This is a genomic window from Streptomyces sp. NPDC051322 (assembly GCF_040689485.1).
Classification (GTDB): domain Bacteria; phylum Actinomycetota; class Actinomycetes; order Streptomycetales; family Streptomycetaceae; genus Streptomyces.
In genome coordinates this window covers 82,232-105,948 of sequence record NZ_JBFBAK010000008.1, presented here as the reverse complement: position 1 = coordinate 105,948, position 23,717 = coordinate 82,232, and the positions used below count along the sequence as shown (strand labels likewise).

17 protein-coding genes are annotated in these 23,717 nt (G+C 68.7%); 12 read left to right on the top strand and 5 right to left on the bottom strand.

All coding sequences use genetic code 11. The features are described from left to right. Window positions 1-161: 161 nt before the first annotated feature. The 5 genes from AB0436_RS19790 to AB0436_RS19770 all read left to right on the top strand — a co-directional run bounded on the left by AB0436_RS19790 (window position 162) and on the right by AB0436_RS19770 (window position 8,545). A complete protein-coding gene (locus AB0436_RS19790; RefSeq protein WP_366469429.1) occupies window positions 162-2,174 on the top strand; it encodes an alpha-1,4-glucan--maltose-1-phosphate maltosyltransferase in 2,013 nt (670 codons plus the stop codon). After that, window positions 2,171-3,895 (top strand): maltose alpha-D-glucosyltransferase, encoded by a 1,725-nt coding sequence (gene treS / locus AB0436_RS19785; protein WP_366469202.1) that lies wholly within the window; start codon window positions 2,171-2,173, stop codon window positions 3,893-3,895. Before AB0436_RS19790 ends, treS begins: the two co-directional genes overlap by 4 nt. 227 nt (window positions 3,896-4,122) lie before the next feature. After that, window positions 4,123-5,625, top strand: a complete 1,503-nt coding sequence (locus AB0436_RS19780) for a maltokinase (RefSeq protein WP_366469201.1) — start codon at window positions 4,123-4,125, stop codon at window positions 5,623-5,625. After that, complete coding sequence (gene glgB, locus AB0436_RS19775; protein ID WP_366469200.1) at window positions 5,622-7,997, top strand: 1,4-alpha-glucan branching enzyme; 2,376 nt, start codon at window positions 5,622-5,624, stop codon at window positions 7,995-7,997. Before AB0436_RS19780 ends, glgB begins: the two co-directional genes overlap by 4 nt. Beyond that, a complete protein-coding gene (locus tag AB0436_RS19770) occupies window positions 7,979-8,545 on the top strand; it encodes a TIGR04222 domain-containing membrane protein (protein WP_366469199.1) in 567 nt (188 codons plus the stop codon). The genes glgB and AB0436_RS19770 overlap by 19 nt, the downstream gene beginning before the upstream one ends. Before the next feature lie 12 nt (window positions 8,546-8,557). Here the strand turns inward: AB0436_RS19770 and AB0436_RS19765 are convergent, their stop codons facing one another. The 4 genes from AB0436_RS19765 to AB0436_RS19750 form a co-directional block, all read right to left on the bottom strand. After that, window positions 8,558-10,795 carry an ATP-binding domain-containing protein gene (locus AB0436_RS19765; RefSeq protein ID WP_366469428.1) on the bottom strand — a complete coding sequence of 746 codons (2,238 nt, stop codon included), beginning with the start codon at window positions 10,793-10,795 and terminating at the stop codon, window positions 8,558-8,560. 174 nt (window positions 10,796-10,969) lie between these two features. Beyond that, the gene (trxA, locus tag AB0436_RS19760; protein WP_366469198.1) at window positions 10,970-11,308 is read right to left on the bottom strand and encodes a thioredoxin; all 339 of its coding nucleotides are present in this window, start codon (window positions 11,306-11,308) and stop codon (window positions 10,970-10,972) included. Beyond that, window positions 11,305-11,724, bottom strand: a complete 420-nt coding sequence (locus tag AB0436_RS19755) for a MerR family transcriptional regulator (RefSeq protein ID WP_366469197.1) — start codon at window positions 11,722-11,724, stop codon at window positions 11,305-11,307. The genes trxA and AB0436_RS19755 overlap by 4 nt, the downstream gene beginning before the upstream one ends. Before the next feature lie 182 nt (window positions 11,725-11,906). Continuing rightward, entirely contained in the window at window positions 11,907-13,274 is a 1,368-nt protein-coding gene (locus AB0436_RS19750; protein ID WP_366469196.1) for a cation:dicarboxylase symporter family transporter, read from the bottom strand. A 146-nt stretch (window positions 13,275-13,420) separates the two neighbouring features. Here AB0436_RS19750 and AB0436_RS19745 point away from each other — a divergent pair, with 146 nt between their 5' ends. The 7 genes from AB0436_RS19745 to AB0436_RS19715 all read left to right on the top strand — a co-directional run bounded on the left by AB0436_RS19745 (window position 13,421) and on the right by AB0436_RS19715 (window position 22,588). Further along, window positions 13,421-14,983, top strand: a complete 1,563-nt coding sequence (locus AB0436_RS19745; protein WP_366469195.1) for an ATP-binding protein — start codon at window positions 13,421-13,423, stop codon at window positions 14,981-14,983. Continuing rightward, window positions 14,980-15,654 carry a response regulator gene (locus AB0436_RS19740; RefSeq protein WP_365849164.1) on the top strand — a complete coding sequence of 225 codons (675 nt, stop codon included), beginning with the start codon at window positions 14,980-14,982 and terminating at the stop codon, window positions 15,652-15,654. The genes AB0436_RS19745 and AB0436_RS19740 overlap by 4 nt, the downstream gene beginning before the upstream one ends. Before the next feature lie 134 nt (window positions 15,655-15,788). Next, entirely contained in the window at window positions 15,789-17,153 is a 1,365-nt protein-coding gene (locus AB0436_RS19735; protein WP_366469194.1) for an extracellular solute-binding protein, read from the top strand. Then, the gene (locus AB0436_RS19730) at window positions 17,150-18,022 is read left to right on the top strand and encodes a sugar ABC transporter permease (protein WP_366469193.1); all 873 of its coding nucleotides are present in this window, start codon (window positions 17,150-17,152) and stop codon (window positions 18,020-18,022) included. The genes AB0436_RS19735 and AB0436_RS19730 overlap by 4 nt, the downstream gene beginning before the upstream one ends. Before the next feature lie 7 nt (window positions 18,023-18,029). Beyond that, window positions 18,030-18,857, top strand: coding sequence for a carbohydrate ABC transporter permease (locus AB0436_RS19725; RefSeq protein ID WP_366469192.1), 828 nt, complete (start codon window positions 18,030-18,032; stop codon window positions 18,855-18,857). A 78-nt stretch (window positions 18,858-18,935) separates the two neighbouring features. Next, window positions 18,936-19,604, top strand: coding sequence for a helix-turn-helix transcriptional regulator (locus AB0436_RS19720; RefSeq protein ID WP_366469191.1), 669 nt, complete (start codon window positions 18,936-18,938; stop codon window positions 19,602-19,604). 557 nt (window positions 19,605-20,161) lie between these two features. After that, window positions 20,162-22,588 (top strand): PQQ-dependent sugar dehydrogenase, encoded by a 2,427-nt coding sequence (locus tag AB0436_RS19715; RefSeq protein ID WP_366469190.1) that lies wholly within the window; start codon window positions 20,162-20,164, stop codon window positions 22,586-22,588. Between the two features lie 103 nt (window positions 22,589-22,691). Here the strand turns inward: AB0436_RS19715 and AB0436_RS19710 are convergent, their stop codons facing one another. After that, window positions 22,692-23,699 (bottom strand): sugar phosphate isomerase/epimerase family protein, encoded by a 1,008-nt coding sequence (locus AB0436_RS19710; protein ID WP_366469189.1) that lies wholly within the window; start codon window positions 23,697-23,699, stop codon window positions 22,692-22,694. Between the last annotated feature and the right edge of the window lie 18 nt (window positions 23,700-23,717).

Genomic DNA, 23,717 nt, shown 5'->3' with positions numbered 1-23,717 from the left:
GGAAGGCTCCCCCGGTACTTGTCTGAGTGCGCCCCCCGCCAATTGAGTGAACGCGGACAGGAGCGGTCATGCCCGCAGCCCGCCAGTCATCATCGGACAAGCCGAAAAAGGCCCAACTCCCCAAGTCCCCGAGGCCACCGAAGCGGCCGCCCACCGATCACCTGATCGGCCGCATTCCGGCACTCGATGTGCAGCCGCGCGTCGACGGCGGGCGCAGGCCCGCCAAAGCGGTGCCAGGTGAGACCTTCCAGGTCACCGCGACCGTCTTCGGCGAGGGCCACGCCGCCGTCGCGGCCAATGTGGTGCTGCGCAATCCGCGCGGCAGGCCCGGCCCCTGGGCACCGATGCGCGAACTCGCCCCCGGCACCGATCGCTGGGGCGCGGACGTCACCCCGGACGCCGAGGGCCGCTGGACGTATGCGGTCGAGGCCTGGGCCGACCCGATCGCCGGCTGGCAGCATGCCGCAGGGATCAAGATTCCGGCCGGCCTCGACATCGAGTCGGTGCTCACCGAGGGCGCCGAGCTGTACGAGCGGGCAGCGGACGGCGTACCCAAGAGCAAAGGACGCGCCGCCGTCCTCGCGGCCGCCACCGCGCTGCGGGACGCCGGGCTCACCGCCGAGGCACGGCTCTCGGCCACCCGGGCACCGGAGGTGACCGCCGCACTGGCCCGCTATCCACTGCGCGAGCTGGTGAGCGAATCGGAACGCCTGCCGTTGCAGGTGGAGCGCGAACGAGCGCTCTACGGCGCCTGGTACGAACTCTTCCCGCGCTCCGAGGGCGCCGTCGTCGAAGCGGGCAAGCCCCCCATCAGCGGGACCTTCCGGACGGCTGCGAAGCGGTTGTCCGCAGTGGCCGCGATGGGCTTCGACGTGGTCTATCTGCCGCCCATCCACCCCATCGGCACCACCCACCGCAAGGGCCCCAACAACGCGCTCACCGCGGGGCCCGACGACGTGGGAGTGCCCTGGGCCATCGGCTCACGCCACGGCGGGCACGAAGCGGTCCACCCCGAGCTCGGCACCCTGGAGGACTTCGACGACTTCGTGTGCCGTGCCGGTGAACTCGGCCTGGAGATCGCCCTGGACTTCGCGCTGCAGTGCTCACCCGACCATCCCTGGGTGGAGCAGCATCCCGAGTGGTTCCACCACCGGCCGGACGGCTCCATCGCTTATGCGGAGAACCCGCCCAAGAAGTACCAGGACATCTACCCGATCGCCTTCGACCGTGACATGGACGGGCTGGTCGCCGAGACCGTGCGCATCCTGCGCTTCTGGATGGACCACGGCGTACGGATCTTCCGGGTGGACAACCCGCACACCAAACCGGTGGTCTTCTGGGAACGGGTCATCGCCACCGTCAACCGCACCGACCCCGACGTCGTCTTCCTGGCCGAGGCGTTCACCAGGCCCGCGATGATGCGCACCCTCGGGGCGATCGGCTTCCAGCAGTCCTACACGTATTTCACCTGGCGCAACACCAAGCAGGAGCTCACCGATTACCTCACCGAGCTGGCCCAGGACTCGGCCGCCTGTATGCGGCCGAACTTCTTCGTGAACACCCCGGACATCTTGCACGGTTACCTTCAGGACGGCGGCCGACCGGCCTTCGAGGTGCGCGCGGTGCTCGCCGCGACGATGTCGCCGGCCTGGGGGATGTACGCCGGCTACGAGCTGTGCGAGAACGCCGCAGCCCGGCCCGGCAGCGAGGACTATCTGGACTCGGAGAAATATCAACTCCGGCCTCGGGACTGGGAATCCGCCGAACGCGAGGGCCGGACCATCGCCCCGCTGATCACCACGCTCAACGAGGCACGCCGCCGCCACCCCGCGCTGCGTCAGCTCCGTTCGATCCGCTTCCACCACACCGACAACGATGCGGTGATCGCGTACTCGAAGTCCTGTTCCGAGCCGGTCGATGGCGCCACGGGGTCGAACACCGTTCTGGTGGTCGTGAACCTCGATCCGCACCACACCCAGGAGGCGACGGTCTCGTTGAACATGCCGGAACTCGGCCTGGAATGGCATGAGTCCGCCCCGGTGCGCGACGAGCTCACCGGCGAGACCTACCACTGGGGCAGGGCCAACTATGTGCGTCTGGAGCCGGGCAGTACGCCCGCGCACCTCCTGGTCCTGCGACCGTCCCCGCCGATCGGAGGGTCACCCACATCATGATCGTCAATGAGCCCGTCCACGACAAATTCGAAGACACCCCGGTAAAGGACCGCGATCCCGACTGGTTCAAACGCGCGGTGTTCTACGAGGTCCTGGTCCGTTCCTTCCAGGACAGCAATGGAGACGGCGTAGGCGACCTCAAGGGCATCACCGCCAAACTGGACTACCTCCAGTGGCTGGGCGTCGACTGCCTCTGGCTGCCGCCGTTCTTCAAATCACCGTTGCGCGACGGTGGTTACGATGTGGCGGACTACACGTCCGTGCTGCCGGAGTTCGGCGATCTCGCCGACTTCGTCGAGTTCGTGGACGCCGCGCATCAGCGCGGCATGCGCGTGATCATCGATTTCGTCATGAACCACACGAGCGATCAGCACGAATGGTTCCAGGAGTCCAGGAAGGATCCGGAAGGGCCGTACGGCGACTACTACATCTGGGCCGACGACGACAAGCAGTTCCCGGACGCCCGGATCATCTTCGTCGACACCGAGACGTCGAACTGGACCTTCGACCCGGTGCGCAAGCAGTACTTCTGGCATCGTTTCTTCTCCCACCAGCCGGATCTCAACTACGAGAACCCGGTGGTGCAGGAGGAGATCATTTCGGCGCTGCGCTTCTGGCTCGACCTGGGCATCGACGGCTTCCGGCTGGACGCGGTGCCGTACCTCTACCAGGTCGAGGGCACCAACTGCGAGAACCTTCCGCAGACCCACGCGTTCATGAAACGGGTGCGGGCCGAGATCGACGCGAGCTATCCGGACACCGTGCTGCTCGCGGAGGCCAATCAGTGGCCGGAGGATGTCGTCGACTACTTCGGCGACTTCAAGAAGGGCGGTGACGAATGCCATATGGCCTTCCACTTCCCGGTGATGCCGCGCATCTTCATGGCGGTCAGAAGAGAGTCCCGCTATCCGGTGTCGGAAATCCTGGCCAAGACACCGGCCATCCCGAAGAACGCCCAGTGGGGCATCTTCCTGCGCAACCATGACGAGCTGACGCTCGAAATGGTCACCGACGAAGAGCGCGACTACATGTACGCGGAGTACGCCAAGGACCCGCGGATGCGGGCCAACATCGGCATCCGCCGGCGCCTGGCGCCGCTGCTCGACAACGACCGCAACCAGATCGAACTGTTCACCGCGCTGCTGCTCTCGCTGCCCGGCTCGCCGATCCTCTACTACGGCGACGAGATCGGCATGGGGGACAACATCTGGCTCGGCGACCGGGACGCCGTCCGCACCCCGATGCAGTGGACGCCGGACCGCAACGCCGGCTTCTCGTCCTGCGATCCCGGGCGGCTCTACCTGCCCACGATCATGGACCCGGTCTACGGCTATCAGGTGACCAACGTCGAGGCCTCGATGGCCTCGCCGGCCTCCCTGCTGCACTGGACCCGCCGGATGATCGAGATCCGCAAGCAGAATCCGGCCTTCGGCCTCGGCTCGTACACCGAACTGCCGTCGTCGAACCCGGCGGTGCTCGCCTTTCTCCGCGAGATGCCCTCATCGGGAGGCGAAGCCGACGACCTGGTGCTGTGCGTGCACAACTTCTCGCGTTTCGCGCAGCCGACAGAGCTGGAACTCAAGCACTTCACCGGGCGTCATCCGGTGGAGCTGATCGGCGGAGTGCGTTTCCCGGCCATCGGGGAACTGCCCTACCTGCTGACACTCGCGGGTCACGGTTTCTACTGGTTCCGGCTGCGGAAGGACACGGTCGTCAGCTGACGATCCATCGGCCGTGGGGCGGTTTCCGCCGCCCCACGCTGGGCACCCTTCCTCCCATATCAGTCATAGCCAGGTCCAAATGGACCATCGTCCATTTGGACCATCCTCACCCGCACCGTCCCGCACAGCCGGATTCCCGCCCCCGATACGTTCAGCATGGGGGACGACCCACGCAATCCGGGACACTCTGCGCATCGTGTGGTGTGCCCGGGAAAGGACGCGATGCCATGTCCAAGGCTGCATCCACCCGGGACACCCCGCGCCTCGCTGCCGGGCCCCTCGGACCGGCCGGCCTGCTCGACTCACTGGCTCCGCTGCTGCACGAGTGGCTGCCGCGGCAGCGCTGGTTCGCCGGCAAGGGGCGTGCCGTCACCGCCTTCACGCTGATGGCGGCGACCGAACTGCTGCCGATGAGCGCGACCCCCGGACTGCTGCATCTGCTCGTACGTGCCCAGCAGGACTCTCCCGGCAGGGCCAGGCCCACCGGTGACTGCTACCAGCTGCTGATCGGGGTACGGGCCGCGCTGCCGCCCCGGCTGGCCGCCGCGCGGATCGGCCGCGCGCCGGAGGGCCCGCTGGCCGGACTCGTGCTGTACGACGCGCTGCTCGACCCGCACCTGGCCGGGGTGCTGTTCGAACGGCTGCGCACGCCCGGACAACTGGGCCCGCTGCGCTTCGACCGCAGTCCCGCCGCGCAGATCCCGGCCGGCCTCGCCGCCCGCCCGCTCGGCGCCGAGCAGTCCAACACCTCGCTGGTCTATGGCGATACGTTCATCCTCAAGGTCTTCCGCCGCGTCCACCCGGGTTCCAATCCCGATCTGGAGCTGCCGCTCGCACTCGCCCAGGCGGGCTGCGCCCGGGTGCCCGCGCCGGTCGCCTGGTACGAGACGACCGAGCCGGAACCCGCCACGCTGGGTGTGCTCCAGCCCTTTCTGTACGGGTCCGAGGACGGCTGGCAGCTGGCGCTGCACGCCCTCGCCGACGGGCACGACTTCACCGCGGGGGCGCACGCGCTGGGCCGCGCCACCGCCGAGGTGCACGGCACCCTGGCGGCCACGCTGCCCACCGCCGTGCTGCGCAAGCAGCAGATACAGCACCTCGCGGCCGAGATGACCGAGCGCCTCGAGGCGACCGCCCAGGCGGTACCCGCACTCACCCCCTACGTAGCGGGGTTGCGGACCGCCTTCGACGCGATCGCCGAGCTCGGTCATGCCGGACGCACCTGGGCGGCGCAGCGCATCCACGGTGATCTCCACCTCGGCCAGAGCCTGCGGGCCCGCGACGGCGAGTGGGCGGTCATCGACTTCGAGGGCGAGCCGGCCCGTCCGCTCGCCGAGCGCACCCGGCCGCAGCCGGTGGTCCGCGATGTGGCGGGCATGCTGCGCTCTTTCGACTACGCAGCCCGCTCGCACCGTCCCTGGGCCCCCCAGTGGGCGACGCGCTGCCGGGAGGCGTACTGCGAGGGGTACGCCTCGGTGTCCGGCGCGGACCCGCGCGACGAGCCGGAACTGCTGCGCGCCTACGAGACCGACAAGGCGGTGTACGAGGTCCTCTACGAGGCCAGGAACAGGCCGGACTGGCTGCCCGTCCCGATGGCCGCGATCCAGCGGCTGTCGCTGCCCTTCTCCCCATCGGCTCCCTCCGCCACCTCCACCACCACCTTCACCTTCAGGTCCAGCCCCGCCCCACCCACCGCCACGCCGAAGCTGCCGAGGAGGCCGCCCCAGTGACCGCCCGTCGCCCTTCCCGTACCCAGTCCACCGCCCGGACCAAGGCCGTGCCGGCGCCCGTGTCGGATCCCGAGCCCGTGCCGGCGTCACAGCCCGAGCCCGGGTCGGCGTCGGCGTCGCAGCCCGAGTCCGCCGTCCCGGCCCCCGCCGCCGTACTGCCGTCCCAGCCCGGCGGCGGCATGCGGCCGGTTCAGGAGGCGGCCGCCGAGGACCGGGAGCGGCTGCTCAGCGGTGGTCATCACGATCCGCACGCGGTCCTCGGCGCGCATCCGGTGACCGGCGGCGTCGCGGTGCGGGTGCTCCGCCCGTACGCCCGGGCGGTGGCCGTGGTCGCGGCCGGGCTGCGCACCGAACTCCACGACGACGGCGACGGCTTCTTCTCGGCGCTGCTGCCGATCGACACCATCCCCGACTACTCGCTGCTGGTCGCCTACGAAGGCGAAGCGACCGAGGTGCAGGACCCGTACCGTTTTCTGCCCACCCTCGGCGAACTCGATCTGCATCTGATCCGCGAAGGCCGCCACGAGGAGCTGTGGAAGGCGCTCGGCGCTCAGCCGATGACGGCCCAGGGTGTGACCGGCACCCGCTTCACCGTGTGGGCGCCGAACGCACGCGGCGTCAGGGTCAGCGGGGACTTCAACTACTGGGACGGCGCCGCCTATCCGATGCGGTCGCTCGGCTCGTCGGGCGTCTGGGAGCTGTTCGTGCCGGGGATCGGTGAGGGCGCGCTCTACAAGTTCGACCTGATGCGCCCGGACGGCAGCCACACCCTGCGCGCCGATCCGATGGCGCGGCGCACCGAGGTGCCGCCGGCCACCGCGTCCATCGTGACCGACGTCCACCACACCTGGCGGGACGAGCAGTGGATGACGCACCGCGGCGACCTGCCGGTGCACCGAGCGCCGTTCTCCGTGTACGAGGTCCACCTAGCCTCTTGGCGGCCGGGGCTGACGTACCGCCAGCTCGCCACCCAGCTGCCGGCCTATGTGCAGGACCTCGGCTTCACGCATGTGGAGCTGATGCCGGTCTCCGAGCACCCCTTCGGCGGCTCCTGGGGTTATCAGGTCACCGGTTTCTACGCGCCGACGGCGCGGCTGGGCACCCCGGACGACTTCCGTTATCTGGTGGACTCGCTGCACCGGGCCGGCATCGGCGTGCTGATGGACTGGGTCCCCGCCCACTTCCCGAAGGACGACTGGGCGCTGGCGCAGTTCGACGGCCGCCCGCTGTACGAGCACGCGGACCCCAACCGGGCCGAACACCCCGACTGGGGCACCCTGGAATTCGACTACGGGCGCACCGAGGTCCGCAACTTCCTGGTCGCCAACGCCACGTACTGGTGCGAGGAGTTCCACATCGACGGGCTGCGGGTCGATGCGGTCGCCTCGATGCTCTACCTCGACTACTCCCGCGAGCACGGCCAGTGGTCGCCGAACGAGTACGGCGGCCGGGAGAACCTGGACGCCGTGCGCTTCCTGCAGGAGATGAACGCCACGGTGTACCGGCGCAACCCCGGTGTGGTGACCATCGCCGAGGAATCGACCGCCTGGGAGGGCGTGACCCGCGCCACCGACCAGGTCGGTGCGGGCGGCTTCGGCGGGCTGGGTTTCGGACTCAAGTGGAACATGGGGTGGATGCACGACTCGCTGGAGTACATCACCAAGGAGCCGGTGCACCGCAAGTACCACCACAACGAGATGACCTTCTCGATGGTGTACGCGTACAGCGAGAACTACGTGCTGCCGATTTCGCACGACGAGGTGGTGCACGGCAAGCAGGCGCTGGTCTCGAAGATCCCCGGCGACTGGTGGCAGCGGCGCGCCACCCACCGCGCCTACCTGGGCTTCATGTGGGCGCACCCGGGCAAGCAACTCCTTTTCATGGGGCAGGAGTTCGCCCAGGGCGCCGAGTGGTCGGAGGCACACGGGCCGGACTGGTGGCTGCTCGACCCTTCGTACGAGGCGGCCCAGGACCACCGGGGCGTACGCGACCTGGTGCGTGACCTCAACACGGTCTACGCCGCGACCCCGGCGCTGTGGCAGCGGGACACCGATCCGGGGGGCTTCTCCTGGGTGGACGGCGGTGCGGCGGAGGACAACGTCTTCTCCTTCCTGCGCTACGACGCCGACGGCGCCCCGGTGCTGGTGGTTTCCAACTTCTCGCCGGTGGTCCGGCACGAGTGCCGCCTCGGAGTGCCCGAGTCCGTCCCGGCCTGGCACGAGGTCCTCAACACGGACATGGGGCTCTACGGCGGCAGCGACGTCCGCAACGCGGATCCGCTGAAACCGGAAGCGGTGCCGGCCCATGGCCGTCCCGCGAGTATCCAGCTGACGCTGCCGCCGCTCGCGACGGTGTGGTTCCGGCCGGTGTAGCAGCCGTCCGGCGGGTGGAAGGCTCAAATCTCCCTCTGAAAACCCGCCGGAAAGGGTTGGCCCCCGCCCGGCCGGACCACACTTCCCTCAGACGCACTTCTCTCAGGCGCACTTCTCTCAGGGAGACGCTCCGGACGGACGGGGAAACACGGATGTACGACATCGCCTATCTGGCCGGCGGTCCGCAGCGGGTGGCGGACGCCGCGCTCATCGCGCTGCGTGAGCGCGAGGCCATCCAGATCAGCGGCACCGGGGTACGCGCCGGGACGGTGCGGCCCCGCCAGCGGCTGGAACGAGCCGTCGTCGCGCTCTGCCCCCCGGACGGGAACCGATCCCTGCCGTCCCTGCGCAGCGCGGTACTGAGCAGTCCCGAGGTGAATGAGATAAGGACCCGTCTCACCTCCCAGGGGCTGCTCTCCCGTCTGGGTCACCGCCCCACCCGGGCGGGCCGCCGCCAACTGGTCGCCGCCAGGCGCCGGTCGGTGATCCCCCCATACGTTTTCGACGGGCCTGCCGATTTCGACGGGCCGGCCTGGCTGCCCTGCTGAACCGGCCCCTCGCTACGCTGCCAGGCCTTCCGGCAGTTCCCCGGTGTGCACCAGGCCCAGCCGCTGGGTGGCGCGGGTCAGCGCCACATACAGATCGCTGGTGCCCCGCGGCGAGCCGGCGACGATCAGCTGCGGCTCCGCGACGATCACCGTGTCGAACTCGAGGCCCTTCGCCTGGCGCGCGGTGATCAGTACGACCGGCCGGGTCAGGTCCGGGGTACGGCCGTGCCCGGCATCCGGGAGGCGCGCCAGCAGCGCCGCATGGAGCTCCTGCGGTGCGATGACCGCGAGCCGGCCCTGCTCCTGCACCGCGGCGGCGACCGCTTCCGCGACCGCGCCGGGCAGATCGTCGGTGCGGCGCGTCCAGGGCTGCACTCCGGTGGAGCGGACCGAACTCGGCGGCTCGAAGGCCGGGTCGCCGGCCTTGAGGAACGCCGCCGCCCGGTCCATGATCTCCACCGGGGTGCGGTAGTTGATCCCGAGCCGCACATGCGTGTACCGGTCCCCGACGTAGGGCGCGAGGATCGCGTCCCAGGCCCCGCAGCCGCCCGGTTCGGCGGTCTGGGCCGGGTCGCCGACCAGAGTCATCGAGCGGGTCGGGGACCGGCGCATCAGCAGCCGCCACAGCATGGGGGACAGTTCCTGCGCCTCGTCCACGATGATGTGGCCGAACGCCCAGGTGCGGTCGGCGGCGGCACGTTCGGCGGCGCTGCGCCGGTCGGTCTCCTCGTGGCGTTCGGCCATCCGCTCGGCGTCGATGATGTCGTGCGCGGCCAGTACCTCGGACTCCTCGTCCTCGAACTCGTACGACTCCGAGCCGAGCGAGGTGTCCAGCACGCCCTGCGCGAACGCCACCTGCTCCTGACGGGCCGCTTCCGCGGCAGCGCGGGCCGCCGCATCGTCGTCGCCGAGCAGTTCCGCCGCCTCGTCGAGCAGCGGCACATCCGCGGTCGTCCAGTCGCCGCTCTTGCGCCGGATCGCCGCCGCGTCGGCCTCGGGCAGGTGGACCGGGTCGGTCAGGTAGTCGGCCACCAGTTGCTGCGGGGTGAGCTGCGGCCACAACTCCTCGATGGCCGCGTGCACTTCGGAGCTGGCAGCGATGGCCTTGCCCAGCTGGGCCAGGTCGTCGGGGCCCAGGAAGTTGGGTCCGCCGTAGGGGTCGGCGCCGAGCCGGTCGGCCAGTTGGGCGGTCAGATCGTCGATGACGTGGAAGGCGAAGTGCGGGCGTGCCAGGTTGTGCGGCAGCCCGGTGGCCCGGGCAGCGCTGCGGGCCGCGTCGGCGATGGTCCAGTCGAGCAGCAGGTTCCCGTCGTCGTGCGCGATCACCAGGGCCGCGCCGAGCTCCGGCGTCCGCTGGAGGTCCCGTACGAAATCGGCCAGCGCCCCGGCCATCTCCGGCCGGCCCTTGACGGCGGCGGCCTCGGGGGTGTCCGTGCCGACGGCCACGACGCCGGGGAAGAGTTCACCGGGCGTGGCGAGCAGTACGCCGGTCTCCCCGAGCGAGGGCAGCACCTCGCCGATGTAGCCCAGGAAGGCCGGGTTCGGCCCGACGATGAGCACCGCACGGCGGGCCAGCTGCTCGCGGTACGCATAGAGCAGGTACGCGGCACGGTGCAGCGCCACCGCGGTCTTACCGGTGCCCGGGCCGCCCTCGACGACCAGGACGCCGTGGTGCGGTGCCCGGATGATCTCGTCCTGTTCGGCCTGGATGGTCTGCACGATGTCGTGCATCCGCCCGGTGCGCGCGGAGTCCAGCGCGGCGAGCAGGACGGCGTCGGCGTCCGTGCCCTCGTGGCCGGTGCGCTCGGTGTCGGCGAGGTCGAGGATCTCGTCGTGCAGCGCGGTGACGGTGCGGCCGTGTGTGGTGAGGTGCCTGCGACGGCGCAGCCCCATCGGGGAATGGCCGGTCGCGAGGTAGAAGGGCCGGGCGATCCGGGCCCGCCAGTCGATCACCAGCGGGGTGCGTTCGTCATTGTCCTCACGGATTCCGATACGGCCGATGTGGTGTTCGGTTCCGTCGGTGAAATCGATACGCCCGAAGCACAGCCCGGACTCCACGGAATTCAGGGCGTCGAGCAGCCCGGACCGCTCGGCGACGAGCACATCGCGCTCCACCCGGGCCTGGCGCCCATTGCCCACTTGGGCATACGAGCCTTGTACGGCGGCTTCCGCACGCTCCCGGAGCTCGTCCAGACGCGCGTAGAGCCGTGAGACGAATTGCTGTTCATTGCGCAACCCCTCGGTTGCCAATTCGGCCTCTGTTGACAATTCAGCTCCTGACGCGGTACAGTGCCTTCATAAAGATTCTTCATGTTTCCGCATGCGCAGAGACATGAAGTGCCCAATATACGCGAGGAAATGCCCCGGACGTCAATTCGTCCGGGGCATTTCTTGTACCGACCCGCAGCCGACCGACCGGACCGCTCAGCGTCCGATCACGTCTTCGAGCTCCTGGAGCAGCCGCCGCTTCGGCCGGGCGCCGACCATCGACTTCACCGGCTCCCCGTCACGGAACACCATCAGCGTCGGCATCGACAGGACGCCGTACCGGATCATCACCTCCGGGTTGCTGTCCACATCCAGCTGCACGACCTTGAGTCGCTCGGCCTCCTCGGCGGCGACGGCGCTCAGCACCGGCGCGAGCTGCCGGCACGGACCGCACCAGTCGGCGGTGAACTCGACCAGGACCGGGCGGTCCGCCGCCAGCACCTCTTGCGCGAAGTCGGCATCCGTCACCGCGTCGATGCCATCTGCGTGAATCATCGTGAGTCGTCCTCCCATGGCCATTCTTCGGAAAGTTCGCAGCGCGGCTCCGGACCACCCGGCAACTCCGCCTCGGCCCGCGCGAGTTCCGCCCCCACCTGGGAACGGACGCTCTGCAGCTGCCCGATCAGCGCATCGAGCTCGGACAGCTTGCGGCGGTACACGGCGAGCGAGGCCGGACACGCGTCGCCCGCCGGATGCCCGGCCCGCAGACACTCCACGAAGGGCCGGGTCTCCTCCAGTTCGAACCCGAAGTCCTGGAGGGTCCTGATCTGCTGCAGCAGCCGCAGATCGTCCTCGTCGTAGGTCCGGTAGCCGTTCACCGCCCGCCGGGCGGGCAGCAGCTCCCGGGACTCGTAATACCGCAGGGTGCGGGTGGTCGTCCCCGCACGCTCCGCCAGCTCGCCGATTCGCATGCCCCGACGGTAATCCTTGACGTCGGCGTCAAGGCAACCGCCGGACCGGCCGTCGCTTGCCGGACCGGCCCCGGCAGCCCCGCCTGACCGGCGCCCCGACCCCACGAACCACGAAGAGTGCCGGGCCCGGGGGTACCTCAGTTCTGAGGTACCCCCGGGCCCGGCAGCCGCGTGTTCACGTGTCAGACCTGAGCGACCGGCTCCTTCTCCTCGGTACGCGGCGGCGGCACCTCTTCCGGCACGGCATCGGCGGACCCGTGACCGTCGTCGATGAGTGTCGCCTCGTCGAAGGGGATCCGCCCGGCCAGCACCTCGGTGGCCCGTTGCTTGTCGATCTCCTTGGTCCAGGTGCTGACGAGCACGGTGGCGACCGCGTTGCCCGCGAAGTTCGTCAGCGCGCGCGCCTCGCTCATGAAGCGGTCGATGCCGACGATCAGTCCGACGCCGTCGACCAGTTCCGGCCGGTGCGACTGCAGGCCACCGGCCAACGTCGCCAGACCGGCGCCGGTCACACCCGCCGCACCCTTCGACGCGACGATCATGAACAGCAGCAGCGAGATCTGCGCACCGATGTTGAGCGGCTTGTCCATCGCGTTCGCGACGAAGAGCGACGCCATCGTGAGGTAGATCGCCGTACCGTCGAGATTGAACGAGTACCCCGTCGGGACCGTGATGCCGGCCACCGGGCGGCTCACGCCCAGGTGCTCCATCTTCGCGATCAGCCGGGCCAGCGCCGACTCGGACGACGAGGTGGACAGGATCAGCAGGAACTCGCGGCCGAGGTACTTGAACAGCTTGAAGATGTTCATCTTCGCGATCAGTCGCAGCAGCGTGCCGAGGACGATGAAGACGAAGAGAGCACAGGTCACATAGAAGCCGATCATGATGACGGCCAGCGACTTGAGCGCGTCCACGCCCGTCTCACCGACCACCGCGGCCATCGCGCCGAAGGCACCGATCGGGGCCGCCCACATGATCATGGCGAGAACACGGAACACCAGTCGCTGGATGTGCTCGATGCCGCGCAGCACCGGCGCGCCCACCGGGCCGATCGCCTGCAGCGCGAATCCGCAGAGCAGCGCGATCAGCAGAGTCTGGAGCACCTGACCGGAAGTGAAGCCGGAGACCATCGTGGTCGGGATGATGCCGAGCAGGAAGTCCACGGTCGACGCGCTCTCACCGCCGGCCTGCGCCGCGCCCGTGTGCCGTACGGCCTCGGTCAGGTGCAGACCGGACCCCGGCTCCAGCACGTTTCCGACCACCAGGCCGATGGCGAGCGCCACCGTCGACATGATCATGAAGTAGCCGAGCGCCAGTCCGCCGACCGCACCGACCTTCGCCGCCTTACGGACCGAGCCGACGCCCAGCACGATCGAGCAGAAGATGATCGGCGAGATCATCATCTTGATCAGGTTGACGAAGCCGGTACCCAGCGGCTTGAACTCAACGGCCACGCCCGGCGCCGCGAAACCGAGCACAATACCGAGTATGACGGCACCAATCACGGCAAAATATAGGTAATGCGTACGGTCCCGCTTCTTTGCCGACACGTTTCCTCCTCGTCACTTCCAGCTGCACGCCCCGGTCCACGTCCCTGACAAACCGGTGGATCCCCGCGACTATCCAACAGCCTGTGACCCCGGTCACCCTTAAGTTCATTTCGTTCACCCCATGACCACAGGGCACACTTTCAGCCATGCAGATACCCCGGCCCCGCAGCCTCGCCGGCCAGCTCTTCGCGATGCAGGTCGTGCTGGTGGCTGTCCTGGTGGCCGGATGCGCGGTGTTCAGCTACGTCTCGGACCAGCGCCAGGCCCAGGCCGCGGCGCTGCGCCAGGCGACGGCGACCGCCCAGGCGGTAGCACTCTCGCCCTCCGTGCAGCAGGCCACCCTGGCCGCCGACCCGACGGCCACGCTGCAGCCCTACGCGGTGAAGGTGCAGCAGTCCAGCGGGGTGGCCTTCGTGACGATCATGGACACGCACGGAATCCGCTGGACCCACCCGGTCCCGTCCCGGATCGGGGAGCACTATCTTGGCCATATCGGGGCCGCGCTGCGGGGTGCGACGTACAGCGAGACCTACACCGGCACTCTCGGCCCGTCCGCCCGGGTCGTGACCCCCATCCACGCCGAGCACCGGATCACCGGTCTGGTCAGTGCGGGGATCACCGTCGAACGGATCGACGCCCAGCTCCAGCAGCAGGTGAGCGTGTTGCTGTGGTTCGCCGCGCTGGCCCTCGCGCTCGGCGGCCTCGGCACCTACGTCATCAATGCCAGGCTCCGCAGGCACACCCACGGCATGAACCCGGAAGAGCTGAGCCGGATGCACGACTACCACCAGGCCACCCTGCACGCCGTGCGGGAGGGGCTGCTGATGCTGGACAGCGGGCGCCGGGTCGTCCTGCTCAACGACGGCGGCCGGGAACTCCTGGGCCTCGACGAGAACGCGGTGGGCCGCAGCGCCGCCGAACTCGGGCTGCCCGCCCCGCTCACCGGCGCCCTGCTGGCCGACGGTCCGCGGGTGGACGAGGTGCACCTCACCGCCGAGCGAGTGGTGGTCCTCAACACCCGGCCGGTCTCCAGCGGCGAGCACCGCGGGACCGTGGTCACCCTGCGCGACCACACGGAACTCCAGGCGCTGTCCGGGGAGCTGGACTCCGAGCGCGGCTTCACCCAGGCGCTGCGCGCCCAGGCCCACGAGGCGGCCAACCGGCTGCACACCGTGGTGTCGCTGATCGAGCTGGACCGGGTGTCGGAGGCCGTGGAATTCGCCACCGCCGAGCTGGAGCTCGCGCAGACCCTCACCGACCACGTGGTGGGCGCGGTGGACGAGCCGGTGCTCGCCGCGCTGCTGCTCGGCAAGGCCGCGCAGGCGAACGAGCGGGGCGTCGAGCTGGTGCTCGCCGAGGACAGCGTCATCGACGAGGGTCTGCTGCCCGCCCGCGACCTCGTCACCATCCTGGGCAATCTCATCGACAACGCGGTCGACGCGGCGCAGGGCAGCGACGGCGCCCGGGTCACCGTCACCGTGCGGGCGTCCGACGGCGAACTACTCATCAAGGTGCGGGACACCGGCCCCGGGGTCGGTGCCGACGCGGCCGAGGACGTCTTCCGGTTCGGCTGGTCGACGAAGAGCGCCGGTCACGGTCTCGGACTCGCCCTCGTCAAACAGGCCGTACAGCGCGGTGGCGGTACGGTCACCGTGTCCGGCGCGGAGTTCGTCGTCAGGCTCCCGATCCGGCAGGAGGCAACGGCGTGATCAGAGTGCTGGTCGTCGAGGACGACAGGGTCGCCGCGGACGCCCACGAGCTGTATGTGGGCCGGGTCCCCGGATTCACGGTGGCCGCCAAGGTGTACTCGCGGGCCGAGGCGGTGCGTGTCCTGGACCGCACGCCGGTCGATCTGCTGCTGCTCGATCTGCACCTTCCGGACGGCCACGGCCTCCAGCTGGTCCGCTCGCTGCGCACCGCAGGACACCATGCCGATGTCATCGCCGTCACCTCGGCCCGTGATCTGGCGGTGGTCCGCGAAGGGGTGTCGCTCGGCGTCGTCCAGTACGTACTGAAGCCCTTCACCTTCGCCACCCTTCGCGACCGTCTCGTCCGGTACGCCGATTTCCGCGGTGCCGCGGCAGGCGAGGCGAGCGGACAGGACGAGGTGGACCGCGCGCTGGCCACCCTGCGCTCGCCGGAGCCGTCCGCACTGCCCAAGGGGCTCAGCGCACCGACGCTGGAAGCGGTGATCCGTACGCTGCGGGCGGCCACCGAGGGAGTCACCGCGACCGGGACGGGCGCCGAGGTCGGCATCTCGCGGATCACCGCGCGGCGCTATCTGGAGCATCTGGTCACCACCGGACGGGCCGTCCGCCGCCCGCAGTACGGGCAGATCGGGCGGCCGGAGCTGCAGTACCGCTGGCTGAGCCACCGGTGAACCGCGCCCGACCCATTCGAGCCACCACTCCGATTACAACGTTGTCATGCACGGGGATTGACCTTGGAATCGGGGCCGCCTTACGTTCGCCGGGCAGCCGCTGATCGCGGTTCGCGTCTGAGGAGGTCGTGCCCGTGCGCCCCACCGCCCCGCTGATCCTCGCCGCCGCATTCACCGTCCTCGCCGCGGGTTCGCTCACCGCCTGCGGCAGTGGTTCCGGCAGCGACCCGGACACCGTACGGATCGCCTATGAACGATCCACCAGCAACAAGGTCCGCATCATGGACAATTACCTGGCCTCGGTGAAGAAGGAATTCGAGAAGGCCAACCCGGGCAAGAAGGTCGAGCTCCTGCCCATCCAGGCGGACGAGAACGCCTACTACACCAAGATCCAGCAGATGATGCGCTCCCCGAAGACCGCTCCCGATCTGGTCTACGAGGACACCTTCCTGATCAACTCCGACATCAAGAGCGGCTATCTGGCGCCGATCGACAAGTACCTGAAGTCCTGGCCCACTTGGCAGCACTTCGTACCGACCGCCAAGGCGGCCGCGAGAGCCCAGGACGGGAAGACCTACGGCGTCCCGGACGGCACCGACACCCGTGGCATCTGGTTCAACAAGGAGATCTTCAAGAAGGCCGGTCTGCCCGCGAACTGGCAGCCGAAGAACTGGGCCGAGATCCTCGACGCCGCACGCACCATCAAGAAGAAGGTCCCGGGCACCGTTCCGCTCAACATCTACACCGGCAAGGGCCCCGGCGAGGCCGCGGTCATGCAGGGCTTCGAAATGCTGCTGTACGGCACGGGCTCCGACCCGCTGTACGACGCGAAGCAGCGCAAGTGGGTGGCGGGCAGCAAGGGCTTCAAGGACTCGCTCGCCTTCGTGGACACCGTCTTCTCGGAGAAACTCGGGCTCGACAAGTCCGACGCGCTCGATCCGAACGCCATGACCAACGTGCAGACCGACTGGATGCCCCGGTCCAAGCTGGCCATCGACATCGACGGTTCCTTCGCCGGCCAGCAGTGGCTGCCGTCGGGAGGCAGCCCCTGGCCCGCCTGGTCGAAGACGCTGGGACAGGCGGCGATGCCCACCCAGTACGGCCAAGCACCGGGCAAGGTCTCCATGTCCGGCGGCTGGACCTGGTCCATCCCGGCCAAGTCGAAGAACGCCGACCTGGCCTGGAAGATGATCGAACAGCTCCAGACCAAGGAGAACGCCGTCAAGTACACCATCGCGGGCGCCCAGATCGCGTGCCGCGACGATGTCGCCAAAGACCCGGACTACCAGAAATCCAGTCCCGGGGTGAAGTTCTTCACCAGCCTGGTCAAGTACACCCACTACCGGCCGGCGCTTCCCGCCTATCCGCAGGTCTCGTCCGCGATCGGCGAGGCGATGGAGGCCGTCACCACCGGTGACGCCGACCCGGACGCGGCGGCGAAGACCTACGACGAGCAGTTGAAGACCGCTGTCGGCGACGCGATCGTCCACAAGGAATGACCAGCACGCTGCGCCGGGGCGGCCCGCTGGGCTGGCTCCCGATCACCCCCGCCGTCGCCCTGCTGCTCATCTTCCTCGCCGGACCCATCGGCTACTGCGTGTACATCGCCTTCACCGACATGCAGTTGACCGGTTCGTCGTCGACCGACTTCGTCGGTCTCGCGAACTTCCGGCGCGCCTTCAGCGATCCGGAGTTCCGTAACGCCGTCTGGCTCACGCTCGTCTTCACCGTGATCTCGTCCATCCTCGGCCAGAACAGTCTGGGTCTGGCCCTGGCCACCCTGATGCGCCGCGCCTCCAAACCCGTGCGCACCGCGACCGGCGTCTTCGTGATCGCCGCGTGGGTGCTCCCGGAGATCGTCGCCGCCTTCCTGCTGTACGCGTTCTTCCGCCGCGAAGGCACCCTGAACGTCATCCTGGACTGGCTCCATCTGCCGTCCCAGAACTGGCTCTACACCCTGCCCATCCTCGCCGTCTCCTTCGCCAACGTGTGGCGCGGCACGGCCTTCTCGATGTTGATCTACTCGGCCGCGCTCAATGAGATCCCCCAGGACATCACCGAGTCGGCCGAAGTCGACGGCGCCGGAGGTCTGCGGCGGTTCTGGCACATCACCCTGCCCATGATCCGCCGCTCCATCGCCACCAACCTGATGCTCAACACCCTGCAGACGCTGTCGGTCTTCGGGCTGATCTGGGCGATGACCCGGGGTGGCCCCGGCAATCGCAGCGAGACCCTGCCGGTGTTCATGTACGACCAGGCGTTCCTCAAGAGCTTCATCGGCTACGGAACGGCCGTCGCGCTGCTTCTGCTGCTGATCAGCTCGCTCTTCTCGGTCGTCTATCTGCGCCTGCTCAAGACGGAGGTGTGAGGTGTCCATGCGCCGCCGAACGACCGAACGCCTCGCCATCGACGCCGCGCTGCTGGTGGTCGCCGCGGCTTTCGCGGTGCCGCTGGTGTGGCTCGCCCTCTCCTCGGTCGACCCGCACGCCGGGCTCCGGGTGCGAATCCCGGACAGCCCCGGCCTGTCGAACTACTCGGACATCCTCACCGAGGACATCACCTTCCGGCCGATGCTCAACAGCCTGATCCTGTGCGGCGGCGCGACCGCCCTGACGGTCGCCGCCGCAGCGCTCGCCGCGTACCCGCTCTCCCGCTACAAGTCGCGGTTCAACAGGCCGTTCCTGCTGACGGTCCTCTTCACCACCTGTCTGCCCATCACCGCGATCATGGTCCCGGTCTACGGCCTGTTCGTGCAGACCGATCTCATCGACACGATGTACGGCACCGCGCTGTTCCTGGCCACGTCCCAACTGCCCTTCGGTATCTGGCTGATGAAGAACTTCATGGACGGCGTCCCGATGGTGCTGGAGGAAGCGGCCTGGACGGACGGCGCGAGCGGTCTGCAGACCCTGCGACGGATCGTGCTTCCGCTGATGGGGCCCGGCGTGATGGTCGTGACGATCTTCAGCTTCATCATGATGTGGGGCAACTTCTTCGTCCCCTTCATGCTGCTGCTCACCCCCGACCAGCTGCCCGCATCGGTCTCTCTCTACAATTTCTTCGGCAACCGGGGAGGACAGGTGGCGTTCGGCGAACTGGCCGCCTTCTCGATCATCTACTCCACGCCCGTGGTCCTGCTGTACGTCCTGATCTCACGCCGGCTCGGCGGCGGCTTCGCGCTGGGCGGGGCGGTCAAGGGATGACCTCACGATGTGGACACATCGTGAGACGGGGTGAACAAATGGTATCCACCGGACGGCGAACCCCCTTATCTTGTGCCCGTGCACCAGACCCCACCCTTCGATGCCTCCGCCGCGCGCCGTCTGCGTGAAGCGCTCGGCATGGCTCCCGGCCATGTCGCCTACGGCCTCCGCGCCCAGTACGGCCTGCCGGCCACACCGGACCTGGTGGCCGCCTGGGAGCGCGGCCTGCAGTCCCCGACCGCCCGTGAGCTGACCGCACTGGCCGGTGTGCTGTGGTGCTCCCCCGGCGAACTCCTGGTCGCCGCCACGACCCTGCGTGAGCACCGACTCGCTCACGGTCTGGCGCCGGAGGACCTGGCGCGGCAGGTGGGCATGGACGTGCCCGCCTACCTGAAGATGGAGGAGTCGGGGCGTTGGCGCGGCAACGAGCGCCAGTCGATGGCGCTCACCGAAGCGCTCTCGCTGACCCCGGCCGAATTTCTGACGGCGACCGGCCGCGACGGCGAGCTGGCCGACGTCCTGCGCCGCGCGGTGACCACCCGCTGGCAGGCCCACGTACGCGCCACGGCCAAGCTGGTGCCGCTGCCCCGACCGCAGATCGAGGGCGCCCTGGAGCAGCTGCACTCCGACTACCAGGCGCAGATGGTGTCCACGCTCAGCTGGGGGGCGGGTGGGGGGTCCGGTGACGAGGGGCGCGCGTTCCTCGAGGGGATCGTGCCGCGGTTCTGGGCGGCCGCACAGGGCTGAGCGGGGCCGACCGGGGCCGAGCGTGCAAAGCCGTCCGGTTGCAACTTGCTCATGATCACTCCTTCGCTCCGGAGCAACGATCAGAGGTGTCGGCGGTGCGGCCTCCGCACGCGGCGCCTCTCCACGCGAGGTAAGCCTCGTCGCGCCGAAACAGTAGAAGGGCCCGACCGAGCTGTCCATAGTTCGGCCCGAGTTTTCTCATCTTTATCCTCAAGTGACCAAAAGATAGGGCCACTTCCAGGTAATTGTTGCTCGAACTGAGCAGTAGCCCTTGCCAGCGACCTCGGAGCGCGCCACAGTTGCGACGCTCCGTCATGAACCTGCCGGAGCAGTCACTCGCGTTCCCCGGGTGCCGCACTCCCGGCCACCCGCACGGCGCGATCCCCGGTTGCTGCCCAGCAGCCGGCCGCCGGGCTCGAGCAGTCATCGGTCCGCCGCACAGCGCAAGCGATAGTCCGCCACCCGCCGCCCCGACATCTGATCCGGACGGCCTTCAGAGAGGCAGACAGCACGTGCATATACCTTTGACCCGGTTCCTCACCGCCACGTTGGGCACCATGCTCAGCGTCGGGGTGGCGATAGCGGGACCGACGTCCGCGTCCGCGCGGACGCAGGCACACACAGAACCGGCGGCGGCAGCCGCCACGGCCACCGCAGACTTCCAGCAGGTAACCCTCGCCAAGGGCCCCGACCAGGTCGGCGAGCCCATGGGGCTCGCCGTGCTCCCCGACGGCAGCGTCCTGCACAGCTCCCGCGACGGCGTCATCTACGACACGACGCTCGACGGCCTCACGAACGTCGCGGCGAAGCTCGACGTGTACACGCACGACGAGGACGGTCTGCAGACCATCGCGCTGGACCCCAACTTCACGCGCAACCACTGGGTTTACGCGTACTACGCGCCGAAGCTCGACACACCCACCACCGACGCCCCCGACTGGGGCACCGCGGCGGAGCTCGCTCCCTTCAAGGGGCACAACCAGCTTTCGCGCTTCACGTTCAGCAACGGGAAGCTCGACCTGTCGAGCGAGCAGAAGATCATGCAGGTGGCCACGGAGCGCGGTCAGTGCTGCCACGTCGCCGGGGACATGCACTTCGACGCCAAGGGCAATCTGCTGCTGGCCACGGGCGGCGACACCAACCCGTTCGACTCCGACGGCTACAGCCCCATCGACTCGCGCTCGGGTCGCAACCCCACCTACGACGAGCAGCGGGCGGCGGCGAACACCAACGACCTGCGCGGCAAGCTGCTGCGGATCAAGGTCAAGGGCAACGGCGCTTACAGCGTCCCGAAGGGGAACCTGTTCCCGAAGGGGACCCCGAAGACTCGTCCCGAGATCTACGCGATGGGCTTCCGCAACCCCTTCCGGTTCTCCATCGACAACAAGACCGGCGTGGTCTACCTGGCCGACTACGGGCCGGACGCCGGCAGCCCCGACCCACTGCGCGGGCCGGAGAACACGGTTGAGTACAACCGGATCACCAAGCCCGGCAACTTCGGCTGGCCGTACTGCATCGGCGACAACACGCCCTACATCCAGTACGACTTCGCCACCGGCAAGTCGGGGCAGCCCTTCGACTGCGCGCACCCGGTGAACAACTCGCCCAACAACACCGGCCTGACCGACCTGCCGCCGGCCCAGCCGGCCTGGATCTGGAACCACTACGCCGGTAACCCGCAGTTCCCCCAGCTGGGCGGCCAGGGTGCGCCGATGGCCGGGCCGGTGTACCACTACGACGCGCAGCTGGACTCGCAGGTCAAGTTCCCGCAGAGCTACGACGACAAGTTCTTCGCCTACGAGTTCAGCCAGCACTGGATCAAGCCGATCACCTCCGACAGCAAGGGCGACATCCAGTCCATTGACACCCTGACCACCGGTAGCGACTGGGCCCACCTCGTCGAGCCGATCGACACCGAGTTCGGCCCGGACGGCTCCCTGTACGTGCTCGACTACGGCAGCGCCTGGTTCGGCGGTTCGCTCGACGCCGGCCTCTACAAGATCGAGTACGCCCCCGGCAACAAGGCACCGACCGCCGCCATCACCACGGACGTCACCTCGGGCAAGAGCCCGCTGACCGTCGGGTTCGACGGCTCCGGCTCGACCGACCCGGAGAAGGACGCGCTCACCTACGCGTGGGACTTCAACAACGACGGCACGGTCGACTCCACGAGTGCCACACCGTCCTACACGTACAGCGCCGGCGGCCAGTACCACGCCAAGCTCACGGTGACCGACCCGAGCGGCAGAACAGGCGTCGCGGCCGTCCTCGTCACCGTGGGGAACACGGCGCCGGTCCTGAAGTTCTCCTCCCCGCCGAACGGTCTGACCTTCAAGGACGGGGATCAGGTCGCGTGGAAGGTCGATGTGACCGACCCGGACGGCACCCCGGTGGACTGCTCCAAGGTGCAGGTGAACTACTCCTTGGGCCACGAGGAGCACTCCCACAACCTCTCGCAGGAGACCGGCTGCAGCGGCACGTTCAACATGACCACCGCGGGCCACACGGATGCCGACAACTTCTACGGAATCTTCTCGGCCACCTACACGGACACCTCGCCGACCGCCGGGGTGCCCGACCTCACCGGCACGACGCAGATCATTCTTCAGCCCAAGGCCAAGCAGGCTGAGTTCTACCGCTCCCAGTCCGGCGTCCAGACCAGCGCGGACGCCAATGCCCAGGGCGCGGAAGCGGTCACCTCCATCAACAACGGTGACTGGATCGAGTTCGATCCGTACGACCTTCAGGGCGTGAGCGCCATCGACTTCCGGGCTGCCTCTGCCGGCTCGGGGGGCACCATCGAGGTGCACGCCGATTCACCGACCGGTCCCCTGCTGGGCTCCGCCGCCGTCGGCGCCACCTCCGGCGCCTACACCACGGTGACAGCACCGGTGAAGGACCCGGGCGGGACACACGAGCTGTACATGGTCTTCACCGGTGGCAGTGGTGACCTGTTCAGCCTCGACGCCCTCACCATGGACTGAGGCCGGCGCCGGGAACACGGAAAGACTCCCCAGGGTGGCGAACCCTGGGGAGTCACGGTGTTTCAGCGGCCGGGCGGGCGATGGCCGCGGCGTCCTGCGGGTGTCAGTCGCCGGTACCGAACGCGGCGTCGAACGCCTGCTGGGGCGGCTCGATGGCGGTGAGCCCGCGGACGAAGGCCAGCGCGTCCGGACCGCCCACCAAGCGGTCCATTCCCGCGTCCTCCCACTCGACCGAGATCGGGCCGTCGTACTCGATCGCGTTGAGCATCCGGAAGCAGGCCTCCCACGGGACGTCCCCATGGCCGGTGGAGACGAAGTCCCAGCCGCGGCGCGGGTCCGCCCACGGCAGATGGGAACCCAGCCGTCCGTTGCGCCCGTTGAGCTGCTTGACCGACTCCTTGCAGTCCACGTGGTAGATCCGGTCCCGGAAATCCCACAGGAAGCCCACCGGATCCAGATCCTGCCAGACGAAGTGGGACGGATCGAAGTTGAGTCCGAACGCCTCCCGGTGCCCGATCGCCTCCAGCGTGCGCACCGTCGTCCAGTAGTCATAGGCGATCTCGGAGGGGTGCACTTCGTGGGCGAAGCGCACCCCGACCTCGTCGAAGACGTCGAGGATCGGGTTCCACCGCTCCGCGAAGTCGGCGTATCCGCGTTCGATCATCTCCGGCGGCACCGGCGGGAACATCGCCACCGTGTGCCAGATCGAGGAACCGGTGAACCCCACCACTGTCCTGACTCCGAAGGCCGCAGCCGCGCGAGCCGTGTCCTTCACCTCCTCAGCGGCGCGCCGGCGTACCCCTTCGGGCTGACCGTCACCCCAGAGGCGGGCCGGCAGAATGCGCCGGTGACGCTCGTCGATGGGGTGGTCGCACACAGCTTGGCCGGTCAGGTGGCAGGAGAGCGTCCAGCACCGCAGGCGGTACTTCTCCAGCAGGGCTTGCTTGCGCGGTATGTAGGTGTCGTCCGCAAGAGCCTTGTCGACCTCGAAGTGGTCGCCCCAGCAGGCGATTTCCAACCCGTCGTACCCCCACTTCGACGCCAGTCGGCAGACCTCCTCGAAGGGCAGGTCCGCCCACTGGCCGGTGAACAGGGTGACCGGACGTGGCATAGGTCCTCCAAACGTGGT

What these genes read in the sequence shown, in the direction of transcription:
- treS (WP_366469202.1), top strand. Translation starts at nt 2,171, where the DNA reads ATGATCGTCAATGAGCCCGTCCACGACAAATTCGAAGACACCCCGGTA.
- AB0436_RS19745 (WP_366469195.1), top strand. Translation starts at nt 13,421, where the DNA reads ATGCAGATACCCCGGCCCCGCAGCCTCGCCGGCCAGCTCTTCGCGATG.
- AB0436_RS19710 (WP_366469189.1), bottom strand. Translation starts at nt 23,699, where the DNA reads ATGCCACGTCCGGTCACCCTGTTCACCGGCCAGTGGGCGGACCTGCCC.
- AB0436_RS19780 (WP_366469201.1), top strand. Translation starts at nt 4,123, where the DNA reads ATGTCCAAGGCTGCATCCACCCGGGACACCCCGCGCCTCGCTGCCGGG.
- AB0436_RS19755 (WP_366469197.1), bottom strand. Translation starts at nt 11,724, where the DNA reads ATGCGAATCGGCGAGCTGGCGGAGCGTGCGGGGACGACCACCCGCACC.
- trxA (WP_366469198.1), bottom strand. Translation starts at nt 11,308, where the DNA reads ATGATTCACGCAGATGGCATCGACGCGGTGACGGATGCCGACTTCGCG.
- AB0436_RS19725 (WP_366469192.1), top strand. Translation starts at nt 18,030, where the DNA reads ATGCGCCGCCGAACGACCGAACGCCTCGCCATCGACGCCGCGCTGCTG.
- AB0436_RS19715 (WP_366469190.1), top strand. Translation starts at nt 20,162, where the DNA reads ATGCTCAGCGTCGGGGTGGCGATAGCGGGACCGACGTCCGCGTCCGCG.
- AB0436_RS19730 (WP_366469193.1), top strand. Translation starts at nt 17,150, where the DNA reads ATGACCAGCACGCTGCGCCGGGGCGGCCCGCTGGGCTGGCTCCCGATC.